Source organism: Streptomyces longisporoflavus, from assembly GCF_014649775.1.
GTDB classification, from domain to species: Bacteria; Actinomycetota; Actinomycetes; order Streptomycetales; family Streptomycetaceae; genus Streptomyces; species Streptomyces longisporoflavus.
This window is the reverse complement of the sequence record NZ_BMTR01000066.1, coordinates 1-12,370: the sequence shown is the minus strand read 5'-3', so window position 1 is coordinate 12,370 and position 12,370 is coordinate 1. Positions and strand designations below refer to the sequence as shown.

8 protein-coding genes are annotated in these 12,370 nt (G+C 71.6%); 5 read left to right on the top strand and 3 right to left on the bottom strand.

Going from position 1 to position 12,370, the window contains the following annotated elements; genetic code table 11:
* Window positions 1–294 precede the first annotated feature (294 nt).
* Together IE226_RS45385 and IE226_RS42780 are read left to right on the top strand one after the other, a co-directional pair.
* Window positions 295–837 (top strand): AfsR/SARP family transcriptional regulator, encoded by a 543-nt coding sequence (locus tag IE226_RS45385; RefSeq protein WP_373307121.1) that lies wholly within the window; start codon window positions 295–297, stop codon window positions 835–837.
* A 322-nt stretch (window positions 838–1,159) separates the two neighbouring features.
* A complete protein-coding gene (locus IE226_RS42780; protein WP_229871957.1) occupies window positions 1,160–3,367 on the top strand; it encodes an ATP-binding protein in 2,208 nt (735 codons plus the stop codon).
* On the opposite strand, the gene IE226_RS42775 is transcribed toward IE226_RS42780, so the two are convergent.
* Together IE226_RS42775 and IE226_RS42770 are read right to left on the bottom strand one after the other, a co-directional pair.
* Complete coding sequence (locus IE226_RS42775; RefSeq protein ID WP_190086944.1) at window positions 3,347–5,344, bottom strand: sigma-70 family RNA polymerase sigma factor; 1,998 nt, start codon at window positions 5,342–5,344, stop codon at window positions 3,347–3,349. The genes IE226_RS42780 and IE226_RS42775 overlap by 21 nt on opposite strands.
* A 254-nt stretch (window positions 5,345–5,598) precedes the next feature.
* Complete coding sequence (locus tag IE226_RS42770) at window positions 5,599–6,372, bottom strand: TetR/AcrR family transcriptional regulator (RefSeq protein WP_190086943.1); 774 nt, start codon at window positions 6,370–6,372, stop codon at window positions 5,599–5,601.
* Between the two features lie 372 nt (window positions 6,373–6,744).
* On the opposite strand from IE226_RS42770, the gene IE226_RS42765 reads away from it, so the two are divergent.
* Together IE226_RS42765 and IE226_RS42760 are read left to right on the top strand one after the other, a co-directional pair.
* Window positions 6,745–8,103, top strand: a complete 1,359-nt coding sequence (locus IE226_RS42765; protein WP_190086942.1) for an NAD(P)/FAD-dependent oxidoreductase — start codon at window positions 6,745–6,747, stop codon at window positions 8,101–8,103.
* Between the two features lie 142 nt (window positions 8,104–8,245).
* Window positions 8,246–9,919 (top strand): ATP-binding SpoIIE family protein phosphatase, encoded by a 1,674-nt coding sequence (locus IE226_RS42760; RefSeq protein ID WP_190086941.1) that lies wholly within the window; start codon window positions 8,246–8,248, stop codon window positions 9,917–9,919.
* 14 nt (window positions 9,920–9,933) lie between these two features.
* Here IE226_RS42760 and IE226_RS42755 read toward each other — a convergent pair whose 3' ends face one another.
* Window positions 9,934–11,211 (bottom strand): MDR family MFS transporter, encoded by a 1,278-nt coding sequence (locus tag IE226_RS42755; protein ID WP_190086940.1) that lies wholly within the window; start codon window positions 11,209–11,211, stop codon window positions 9,934–9,936.
* A 130-nt stretch (window positions 11,212–11,341) separates the two neighbouring features.
* Between IE226_RS42755 and IE226_RS42750 the strand changes: the two genes are divergently transcribed.
* Window positions 11,342–11,890 (top strand): MarR family winged helix-turn-helix transcriptional regulator, encoded by a 549-nt coding sequence (locus tag IE226_RS42750; RefSeq protein ID WP_190086939.1) that lies wholly within the window; start codon window positions 11,342–11,344, stop codon window positions 11,888–11,890.
* Window positions 11,891–12,370: the final 480 nt, after the last annotated feature.

Genomic DNA, 12,370 nt, shown 5'->3' with positions numbered 1-12,370 from the left:
ACAGTCATGCCGGGCCCGGAGGCCAGCAGTCCCATTGCAGGACCGCGGAAAAGATAACGGGGGTGGCCGGTTCGGCGGCTGGTTCGGCGGGTGGCCGGTGGTTCGGCGGGTGGCCGGTGGGGCGGCTATCTCGGCCTGTCCGGCGTTTGAGGACGAATTCGGCGGGGCCGGTGATCGGCCGGGCCGAGAGCCCGGCTGAGCCGGAAGATCCGGGAAGGGCCGGGAAAGGTCGGGTCGGGTTCGGGGAGAGGAAACCCCCGCGCCTCGTCCCGCCCCACCGGCGAGAATGACCCCGTGCGGTACAGAATTCTGGGCGCCACCGAGGCGTACGACGAACAGGGGGCGCCCCTGCCCGTAGGCGGCAGGCGGCTGCGCGCTCTCCTCGCCGTCCTCGCGCTCCGGGCCGACCGCACCGTCCCCGCGGACACCCTCATCGACGAGGTATGGGCGCGGGACGAGCCGCCCGCCGACGCCCCCGCCGCGCTCCAGGCCCTCGTCGGCCGCCTGCGCCGCGCCCTCGGGAAGGACGCCGTCGTCTCGGAATCCGGCGGCTACCGCCTCGCCGCCACCCCCGAAGACGTGGACCTGCACCGCTTCGAACGCCTCGTACGAGAGGGCAAGGCGGCCCTGCAGCGCGACGACCCGGAGTCGGCCGCCCGCACCTTGCGCGAGGCGCACGCCCTGTGGCGCGGGCCCCCTGGGGCATCCCGAGGGGCGGGGGCATCCCGAGCGGCGGGGGCATCCCGAGCGGCGGGAGCAGTCCGAGCGGCGGGAGCAGTCCGAGCGGCGGGAGCAGTCCGAGCGGCGGGAGCAGCTCGGGCGCCCGGGACAGCTTGAGCGCCTGGGGCATCCCGAGCGGCGGGAACATCCCGAGCGGCGGGAGCAGTCCGAGCGGCGGGAGCAGTCGGCGCGGGCAGGCAATCTCCGCCCCCGGCTGACCTCTTTCGTCGGCCGGGAACCCGAACTCGCCGCCATCCGTTCAGATCTACGACGAGCCCGCCTGGTCACTCTCACCGGCCCCGGCGGCTCCGGCAAGACCCGCCTCGCCGAGGAAGCCGCCGCCGGGCATCCGCAGGCATGGCTGGCCGAGCTCGCCCCGCTCGACCACCCCGAGGCGGTCGCGGGCGCTGTCGTCAGCGCGCTCGGTCTGCGCGAGACCGTGCTGCTGACCAGCGAGCTGACGGCGCCGCAGAGCGACCCGGTCGCCCTGCTCGTCGAGTACTGCGCCCCGCGCAGCCTGCTCCTGCTCCTTGACAACTGCGAACACGTCATCGGCGCCGCCGCCGAACTCGCCCAGACACTCCTCACGCACTGCCCGGACCTCACCGTCATTGCCACCAGCCGCGAACCCCTTGCCGTGCCGGGCGAGTTCGTACGGCCGGTCGAGCCGCTGCCGCCCGACCCCGCGCACCGCCTGTTCACCGAGCGCGCCACGGCCGTGCGCCCGGACTTCGACCCTCAGGAGGATGCCGAGGCCGTCGCCGAGATCTGCCGCCGCCTGGACGGCCTCCCGCTCGCCATCGAGCTGGCCGCGGCCCGGCTGCGGCTGCTCACGCCCCGGCAGATCGCCGACCGACTCGACGACCGCTTCCGCCTCCTCACCAGCGGTAGCCGCACGGTCCTGCCCCGCCAGCAGACCCTGCGGGCCGTCGTCGACTGGTCCTGGGACCTGCTCGACGAGCCCGAGCGGACGGTCCTGCGCGAGGCGTCCGTCTTCGCGGGCGGGTGGGACCTCCCGGCGGCCGAGGCGGTCTGCACCGGCCCCGCCGTCGACCTCGTAGGGGCCCTCGTGGACAAGTCCCTGCTCATCGCCGAGCCCACGGCCACGGGCGACATGCGCTACCGCATGCTGGAGACCATCCACGAGTACGCGTCCGAGCGTGCCGCCGAGACCCCGCAGCTCCGCGCCGCCGCGGCCGACCGCCACACCGCGTACGTCCGGGCGCTGGTCGAGAAGGCCGAACCCCTGCTCCGCTCGGCGGACCAACTCCCGTGGATCCAACGCCTGGAGACCGAGCTGGACAACATCCGTGCGGCCCTTCAGCGCACGATCGAGTCACGCCGGACGGAAGACGCCCTCGCACTCGCGCTGGGCGTCGCCTGGTTCTGGTGGCTGCGCAACTACCGCAGAGAGAGCATGGAGTGGATCGACCGCATCCTGCGCCTCGCACCACCCATGCCGCCGGCGCCGTCAGAAGGCACGGGGAGCGTCTCCGACGACGGTACGGACGACCCGCTCCACTGGTCCTGGATGAGCCTGCGGATGCTTCGCCTCTTCGTGGCGACGGAGTCCGGCTCGACGGACGAACTGACCGGTGACGACAACCGCGCGTACATCGCCCGCGTACGGGACGCCTTCGCGCGGCCAGGCCCGGCTGCCGCGCGCTTCCCCGGGCTCATCTGGCCGTTCGTCGCCGCCTTCCTCGACGACTCCGACGCGGCGAGGGCCGCCATGGACCAGGTGGTCGCCAACTGCCGTGAATACGGCGGCGACTGGGAGGTCGGCGTCAGCCTGATGTTCCGTACGCACCTGGCCGTCGACGCCCCCGGCAACCTCTCCGGGGTCGACGACGACCTCGCCGAGCTGCGTGTGCTGAGCAGGCGCGCGGGCGACCGCTGGATGCGCGCCCAGGTGTCCAGCGCGGCGGGCGAGGCGGCCATGGCCCGCGGCCTGCACGAAGAGGCCCGCGCCGAGTACGACGAAGCGCTGCGGCTCGCGTACGAGGTGGGTGCGTACGCGGAGACGCCCTTCCTCATCGTCCGGCTCGCCGAGATCGCGTTCCGCGAGGGTGACCGCGACCTGGCGATGAAGGCGCTCCACGAGGGAGGAGCCGAGGCCGACCGGTACGGCGTGGCGGACGCCCGGGCGTTCATGCGGATGCTGCAGTCGATGATGGCCCTCGACGCCGGTGACATCGCCGAGGCACGCGCCCTCCTCGAGGCCTCTCGCGCCGACGCCGACCGGGGCTCCCCGCCGCCGCAGTTCATCGCGGGCCTGCGGAACGTCGAGGCGAATATCGTGGCCGCCGAGTCCGGCCCCGAGCAGGCGCTGCCGCTGCTCCGGCACGCCCTGCGCGAAGCCCTGGAGGGCAGGTGCGCCGAACTGGTCATCGCCGCCCTGGTGGACAGCGGGGCCACCCTGGTCAGCCGACTCGGCGATCACCCGCGCGCGGTCCGGCTCCTCGCTTTCGGCACCCGGCTGCGCAACGGCACGCCACGCCCGATGCCCGAACGGTCCGACGCCGAACAGGTGGAGCAGAAGGCGCGCACCTCCCTCGGCGCCAACCGCTACAACACCGAACACGCCACAGGCACCAACCTCACGGCCCCCGAAGCCCTGACAGATCTACGCGCAGCGGAAACGTGACTGCGCCCAGTCCGCGAGTGCGGCCGAGTCGAACGGTGAGTGCGGCTCGACGACCAGGCGGATCGTCTTGCGCCCCGTCAGGTTCACCTGCACGGGCACCGCCGTGTCCCCGCCCTTGATCATCGGTGAGCGCCAGAGCCGCACACCGTCGCCGAAGACCGAGAAGCGCACCTTGCCGAGGCCCATCGTCATGTCGTCGACGCCCACGACCGCCTCGTACGTCGAGCAGGTGCGGTTCAGGTCGATGGTGACGGAGGACCGGCCGTGGACGGTGACCCCGTGGCCGTAGCGCGTGTCCGCGATGGACAGGCCACCCCGCTGCCAGACCCAGCTGCTCTCGCCGAGCCGCATCTCGGGCTTGGTGCCGTCGCCGACGAGGCCGTACCGCAGCTCGCTCCACTGGTAGACGGCGGGAGCGGGCGGCGGAGGAGGCGGCGGCTTCGGTTTCGGCTGGGAAGGTGTGGGCGTCGGCTTCGGGGTCGGCGGCTCGGGCTTCGGAGTGGGCGTCGGGGTCGGCTTCGGCTCGGGGGCGGGCTTCGCCGACGGCTTCGGCTTCGGCTTCTTCTCGGCCACCGGCTGCTGAGGCTCTGACTCCGGCTTCGGCACGGGCTTCGGGGCCGGCGGCGGAGGCTTGCTCGGCACGACGGGATCGACGGCCGGGGGCTGGCCGGCGCTCGGCAGGTCCTTGGGCTTCTCCCCGCCCGCCGTGAGCGCGAGGGCGACCGCCGCGGCGGCCACGGCGACCACACCCGCGGCGATACCGGCCTTCGCGGGCGCTCCGAGCCCCTCGGCGGCAGCGCCACCGCCCGCGGCCCCGCCGGACGAGCCGCCGCCCGCCGCTGCCGCGCCCGCCGCACCGGCGCCAGCCGCACCCGCGGCGCCACCGCCGACAAGGGCTGCCACCTTCGCGTACCCGGCGGCGCCGAACCAGCCGATGACCGCGATCGGCACGACTGCGGGGATGCCGCTCGCGACTTCCTTGATCTGACCGGCGGCCAGCCGACACTTGGCGCACTCCTCCAAGTGCGCGCGCAGACCGCGCTCGGCCCGGGTGCGCAGACTGCCGCGGGCGTAGGCGCCGAGACGGTCGGCGTAGCGGGCGCACTCCTCGTTCTCGGCGAGGGCGGTGCTCACGTGGGCCTGGAGGTAGGCCTCCTTGAGCCCCTCGCGGGCCCGCTTGGCAAGGACCCGGGTGCCGTTGGCGTCGAGGCCGAAGAGCGTGGCGACGTCGCTCGGGGACTCGTCCTCGATCTCCGTGTGCCACAGCACGGCCTGCCAGCGCTCCGGGAGGCTCCGGAACGCCTGCATGGCCATGGACTGCTCGGCCTCGTGCATCGCGCGCACGTCGGCGCCCGGGTCGAGGCCCGCTCCGAAGGAGCTGATGGACGCAGTGTCGTCCGAGACCTCGGAGCCGCGCGACGCCTGCGCCGCGAACACGGCGAAGTCCTCGACCAGTTGCTCCCGCTTCGCCGACTTCGTCCACCCGGCGGCGACGCGGCGCACCGTGGTGAGCAGGTACGCGCGCACCGCGTGCTCGGGCCCGCTGCCGCCCCGGACGGCCTGCAGCATCCGCGCGAAGACCTCGGCCGTGAGGTCGTCGGCGGTGTGCGCGTCGCGGCAGCAGGTGCGGGCGTACCGGCGGACGGCCTCGGCGTGCCTTCGGTACAGCTCCTCGTACGCGGTGTCGTCACCGGACCGCATGCGGGTGATCAGGTCGCTGTCGGGCAGCGGACTGTCTCCCGGCGCGGATGGCACGGAGGGCCCGGGGGGCGTGAGGGGTGCGAGGGGCGCCGGGGTCGCGCTCCGGCTGCCTTCCCGCTGCTGCGGAACGCTGGGATCCGCACCACCGGGGCCCGGGCCGGAGCTGTGGCCCGGGCCGGTTCCGGGACCGCCCTGGCTCGGAACCTGCCGAGGAGGAAGCCCCGCGGCCTCCCCGCCCAAGGCGGAGGATGAATCGTCCCGCCCGTCACCACTCATCGCGGAAGCCCCCGCTTGCACACTCGGACCCGGCCATATCCGGGAAAGCGTGCCACACGGTCCCGCGCCGGCGAACAGCGATGACGGTCAACCACTCTTCCGAGGTGACTTCCCGCTTTCGAGCACTACCGTTCACCCATTCGGGGAAGGCTCAACCGCCGCGTACACCCCGGAGGTTGAGCCACCGACCCCGTACCGACTTCACGCCGACCCCGTACCGACCCGGACGGGCCCCGCGCCCCGCACGTACCGCCTCAGACCGTGGGACGCGAGCGCAGGCCTTCGAGCAGGATGTCGAGCAGCCGCGACGAGGCCGCCGCCTGCTGTGCCGCGTCCGGCAGCGAGGGCGCCGCCGTGGCTATCACCAGGAGCACGTCCGACACGGTGACGTCCGCGCGCAGCTCGCCCGCCGCACGCGCCCGCTCCACCAGCCGCCCGACGACGTCCAGGAGCGCGACCGCCCCGGGGTCGTCGGCCGCCGACTCCTCGGCCGGGGCCGGACGCTGCTCGACGAGCCGCAGCTCGGGACCGGCCGGAGCCGCCTGCCGCTGCTGCGGCACGCGCGCCTCGTCCTCCCGCCCGTCCGCGACCTCGTCCGCGACGCCCACCCGCAGCACCTGCGGCGGCAGAAGCCGGCCCGCGCCCGACGCGACGGACGTGCGCAGGAAGCGCGAGAGCGCCGACCACGGCTCGTCCTCCTGCCCGAGCGCCGAACGCGCCTGGTCGGTCAGCCGTGAGGTCTCCTCCTCGGCTATGCGCCGCACCAGCACGTCCTTGCTGGGGAACCGGCGGTAGACCGTGCCCACGCCGACGCGTGCGCGCCGGGCGACGTCCTCCATCGGCGCGCCGTAACCCAGCTCGCCGAAGACCTCGCGCGCCGCGCGAAGAACATGCTCGAGATTGCGCTGTGCGTCCACACGCAGCGGCGTCGAACGCGGCCCGTCCCCCATGTCGCGTCCGTTCCCGCTGGTGGCGACGGCCGATGCCGACGCTGTGGTGGAAGTCCAGTGAGATTCCTGAATATGCATACGCGTTCCCCCGGTAATGACGTCTCCCCCCGGAGACACTCCCCGCCATTGACAACCGGAGCGTGAGGAGCAAGCCCGATTTTCGGATCCTGACCGGACCCGACGAGCGCATCCCCCGACACCCCGACGACACACGAACATAGTTGAGGCAGAGTCAATTCAGAAGAGGCGGGTTCCGCACGGAGCTCCCCCCGATCGGAGTACGCACCGATTCCGACCCGAATGCACCCCACTGCTTTCCCCCTCTCCCCCCTGCTGACCTGCGCACTTTTCCCACACCCCGGCACGAGCCCGACGGCGTGCCGCAGGCCGCGGCCGGTCACACAAATTGCTCAGCCTGTGGACAAACTCAAGAGCTGGGTGCGTCATGGGATGGTGAAGGAACCTGTGCGCATTCTCGTTGTGGGCGGCGGTTACGTCGGCATGTACACCGCGCTGCGCCTCCAGCGGAAGCTGAAGCCGGAGCTGACGCGGGGCGAAGCGGAGATCGTGGTGGTGACGCCCGATCCGTACATGACCTATCAGCCATTCCTGCCCGAAGCCGCGGCCGGCTCCATTTCGCCGCGCCATGTCGTGGTCCCGCTCCGCCGTGTCCTGCACAGATGCCGCATCGTCATCGGCGAGGTCGTGTCGGTCGACCACGCCAAGCGCACGGCCTCCTTCACCACGCTCGCCACCGAGGACGAGGGCACGGGCGCCGTCGACATCACGTACGACGAAATCGTCATGGCCCCCGGCTCCGTCGCGCGCACCCTGCCGATCCCCGGCCTGGCCGAGCACGGCATCGGGTTCAAGACGGTCGAAGAGGCCATCGGCCTGCGCAATCACGTCATCGAACAGATGGACATCGCGTCCTCCACCCGCGATCCGGAGATCCGCGACGCGGCCCTCACCTTCGTCTTCGTGGGGGGCGGTTACGCGGGCGTGGAGGCGCTCGGCGAGCTGGAGGACATGGCCCGCTACGCCTCGCGGTACTACCACAACGTCAAGGCCGAGGACATGAAGTGGATCCTCGTCGAGGCAACCGGGCGGATCCTGCCCGAGGTCGGCGCCGAGATGGGCAAGTACACCGTCAGTCAGCTGCGGCGCCGCAACATCGACGTACGCCTGGAGACGCGCCTCGACTCGTGCGAGGACCGGGTCGCCGTACTGAGTGACGGCGCGCGCTTTCCCACCCGCACAGTCGTGTGGACCGCGGGCGTCAAACCGCACCCGGTGCTCGCCGCGACCGACCTGCCGCTGAACGAACGCGGGCGCCTGGACTGCACCGCCGAGCTGACCGTCGCGGGCGTCACGCACGCGTGGGGCGCGGGAGACGCGGCCGCCGTCCCCGACGTCACGGCGGACGAGCCCGGCAAGGAGTGCGCCCCCAACGCGCAGCACGCGGTGCGCCAGGCCAGGACGCTCGGCGACAACATCGCGGCGTCCCTGCGCGAACAGCCCCTCAAGAAGTACACGCACAAGTACGTGGGCTCGGTCGCTTCCCTGGGACTGCACAAAGGTGTCGCACATGTCTACGGACGGAAGTTGAAGGGCTACCCTGCCTGGTTCATGCACCGCGTCTACCACCTGAGCCGCGTGCCCACCGTCAACCGCAAGTCCCGGGTGCTCTCCGAATGGATCCTGTCGGGCCTGTTCAAACGCGAGATCGTCTCCCTGGGATCGCTCGAGCACCCGCGTGCGGAGTTCGAACTCGCGGCCGGGGGCAGAAGCCCGAAGGAGTCCTCCTGACCGGAGGCAGGAACTCCCCGCGCGGCACCGGCGTCTGACGGATGTCAGTCCGGTCGGCCAGACTGTTCGTGTGACCATGGGCGGGCCAGGACCGCCGGAATTCCCCGCCCGATCCAGAAGCGACATCACGAGGCCTACCGCAGTGAACTTCACGCGCTGGAGCGCCCGGCTCCCCGGAACGCAGCGCCGCGCAGCGGCGCGCACCGACCCGGGGATCTCCCCGCCACAGCGAACCGAAAGCTCCGTCCCTGCGGCCCGCGCCGAAGGAGGCAAGGAGGGCACGACGCTCACCCCTGCCGCCGCCGGCGTCGACGACCTGCCGACCCGCGAGGTGCTCGACCGCATCCCGGCCCTCGTCGCACTGGTGCACGGCCCCGAGCACCGCATCGCCTACGTCAACGACGCGTACGCCGCAGCGTTCGGCGAGCGACCCGTCGGCGAACCCGCCCGCGCCGCGCTGCCCGAACTGGAGGAGCTCGGCCTGCTGCCGCTTCTGGACCAGGTCCTGCGCAGCGGCAAGCCGCGCACGGTCAAGTCCCGCAAGGCCGCCGGCGGCCGTTCGTACACCTTCACCTGCACCCCCGTGACGCTCCCCGTGAGCGGCACCGACGCGCAGCTCATGGATGACGGCATCCTCGTCTTCGCCGCCGACGTCACCGACCACGCCGAGGCCGCCGAGCGCCTGCGCGCCAGCGAACGCAGCCAGCGCGAAACGGCCGTCACCCTGCAACGCTCGCTGCTTCCCCAGGAGTTGGAACAGCCGGACGACCTGCGTATCGCCGCCACGTATCAGCCGGGCGGGACGGAGGCCGCGGTCGGCGGCGACTGGTACGACGTGATCACCCTCGGCGGCGGACGCACCGCCCTTGTCATCGGCGACGTCATGGGCCGCGGCGTCCGCGCGGCGGCCGTCATGGGCCAGCTCCGCACGGCCGTGCGCGCCTACGCCCGCCTGGACCTGCCCCCGCACGAGGTCCTCCAGCTCCTGGACGGCCTCGCCGCAGAGATCGACGCCAGCCAGATCGCCACCATGGTCTACGCCGTGCACGACCCGAACGAAGGCAGCCTGACGTACGCCTCCGCCGGGCACCTGCCGATCCTCGTACGGGACGAGGGCGGCACGATCCACCGTGCGGAGGAGCCCACGGGCCCGCCGCTCGGCACCGGCGGCTGGCTGCACACGTCGGGGACGGTCCCGCTCGGCCCCGGCTCGACCGCCGTCCTCTACACGGACGGCCTGGTCGAGCGGCGCAGCGAGGACATCGACGAAGGTGTCGCCGCCCTGGAGCGCGCCCTCGGGGGCGCCACCGGCACGCCCCAGGTGGTGTGCGACCGCCTGATCCGCGCCCTGGGAGTGACGGCCGACCACGACGACGACGTGGCAGTGCTCGTCATCCAGCACCCCGCGCGCAAGGGCCTGGACGCCGAGCTGTTCCGCAACGCGGCCCTGGAGCTGCTCGGTGGCGTGGAAGCGGCTCCACGCGCGCGTGCCTTCGCGACCGGCGTCCTCGCCAGCTGGCGCTTCCCGCCCGAACTGCACGACCTCGGCGTCCTGGCGGCCAGCGAACTGGTCGCCAACTCCCTCCAGCACGGCACCCCGCCGATGCGCCTGCGCCTGCGTCGTACGGACCGCCGCCTGATCATCGAGGTGACGGACGGCGACGACCACCTGCCGAGGCGGCGCCGCGCCAACGCCGCCGACGAGGCAGGGCGCGGGATCGCCATCGTCGCCACGATCGCCTCGAACTGGGGCTCGCGGCGCACACCGGGCGGCGGCAAGGCGGTCTGGTGCGAATTCGCCCTCCCGCGCGCGTAGTGCCCGCCTAGTGCCTAGGAGTTCGCGGGTACGGGCTCGGGGGTGCCCTGCGCGACCACCCGGCTCTTCGCCGCGTACGGCTGGTCCTGCAGCGGAGTGAGCCGCCGCCCCAGACGCACCGCGAGCACCGTGATGCCGAGCGAGAACAGCAGGAACGTCACGATGTACGGCCCGTGCAGCGCGGCCCCCATCGGACCGCCGACCGCGGGACCGACCGCCAGCGCGAGCTGCTTCACCAGGGCGAACGCCGAGTTGTACTGACCGACCATCCCGGCCGGCGCCAGATCGGCGACCAGCGGCGCGACGGTCGGCGACAGCATCGCTTCACCGAGCCCGAAGAGCGCGTACGTGGAGATGAACGCGGCGGTCGCCATGGCCTGGCTGCCGTGCCCGAGCCCGGCGTACCCGGCCGCGAGCCACGCGACGGCCCAGATGAGACCGACGGCGGCGATCACCTTGGACCGCTTGCGCCGCTCGACGAACTTCAGGACGGCGAACTGCGCGACGACGATCACGGCCGTGTTGGCGGCGAGCGCGATGCCGAGCGTCGAAGGCGAGATGCCAGCCGCCTCCACGCCGTACGCGGAGAGACCCGACTCGAACTGGCCGTAGCAGGCGAAGAACAGCACGAAGCCGAGCACGCACAGCTGCACCATCGCCTTGTGCCGGAGCAGCACCCGCAGCCCGCTCTTCGGCGCCGCCCCGTCCGTGGGCACGGCGTCCTGGATGGACGGCGCGTGCGGAAGCCGCACGGTGACGACGATCGCGGCGAGCACCAGGAACATCACGGCCTCGATGGAGAACAGCGTGATGAAGCTGCCCGGGTCGTGCTCGTCGACGATCTGACCGCCGAAGAGCCCGCCGATGCCGAGACCCAGGTTCTGCAGGAAGAACTGCATCGCGAAGGCACGCGTGCGCGTGTCGGGCGTCGAGCACCAGACGATCATCGTGGCGAGCGCCGGCTGCATCACCGCGGTGCCCGCGCCCAGGAGAGCGGCCGAGACGATCGCGGTCGGCTCACTGTCCGAGAAGCCCAGGGCAAGGGCGCCCACCGCCGCGGTCAGCGCGGCTCCCATGAGTACGGGGAGCGGGCCGCGACGGTCGATCACGCGCCCGGTGACGGGCAGGACGATCAGAGCGGCCATGGCAAACGCGGCGAGCACGATGCCCGCCGTACTGGCCCCCAGATCCCGCACCTGCGCCACGTAGACATAGAGGAACGGAACCGTGAACCCGACGCCGAACGCGCTCAGCGCGCTGCCGACCTGAATACGGCGCATCGCTGCGCCCATCGCCCTGGTCACTTTCACCTGCCTTAGGAGTGAGGACTTCGAAGTGAAGACTTCGAAGCTAAAGTTAGAGACTAAACAATACACACCGAAGAACTTCAACGCCAAGTAGGGCCGTGCCATACTGCGGGCCATGGGTGACACTCCCGGCCCCACCGAGCCGACTCTCGAAGAGCAGATCGCCGCCTACCAGCGGGAGTTCCAGGACCTCGACCCCCAGGTCGAGCAGATCGTCTCGGCCCTCGGCCGTCTCAACAGACGCATGAGCGTCGCCTACGGGCGGCAGACCGCGACCCTCGGCATCAGCAACGCCGAGTGGGAGGTCCTCAAGGCGCTCGTCCTCTCCGGCGCTCCCTACCAACTGGGACCCGGCGAGCTCGCGCGGCGCCTCGGTCTCACGCCGGCGGCCATGACTCACCGCATCGACCGCATGGTGGCGGAGGGTCTGGTGACGCGGGACCGCGACGAGACCAACCGCGTACGGGTGATCGTCGAGCTCACCGCCGAGGGCCGCGAGAAGTGGCTGGAGGCGATGCGCCTGGCCACGGTCTTCGAGGAGGACCTTCTCCAGGACCTGTCGCAGGAGGAGCGCGGCGCTCTCGGGGAAGTACTGACCCGTCTGCTGCGAAGGGTCGAGGACGCCCAGCCGGACGCGGGCGGACGCCTCACCGACCTGGACTGAGCGCCCCACCACGGCGTTTGACAGTCACCCAGTGGATCCGTAAGGTTCTTCGGGTTGCCACAGAGCCGTAACGGTTCTGCGACAGCCACTCCCGCCGCTGAAACGCGGCAAAACAAACTCTGCACGACACCCCACCGGGATCGATTTCGGCGTGCCCGAATTCAATTCCAAGGCTCGATTATGAGTCGCCGGGGAAACCCGCTAGAGTTTGAGACGTCGGAACGGCCCAACAGCCGGGAAGGCAAGCCCCACTGACTGGGAATCAGGCCCGAAAGGATCTGATAGAGTCGGAACCGCCGGAAAGGGAAACGCGAAAGCCGAAAGGCCGGAGCGGGAACCGGAAAGGCACCGAGGAAATCGGACACGAAAGAGTCTGATAGAGTCGGAAACGCAAGACAGCAAGACAAAATGAAACACCGAAGGGAAGCGCCCGGAGGAAAGCCCGAGAGGGTGAGTACAAAGGAAGCGTCCGTTCCTTGA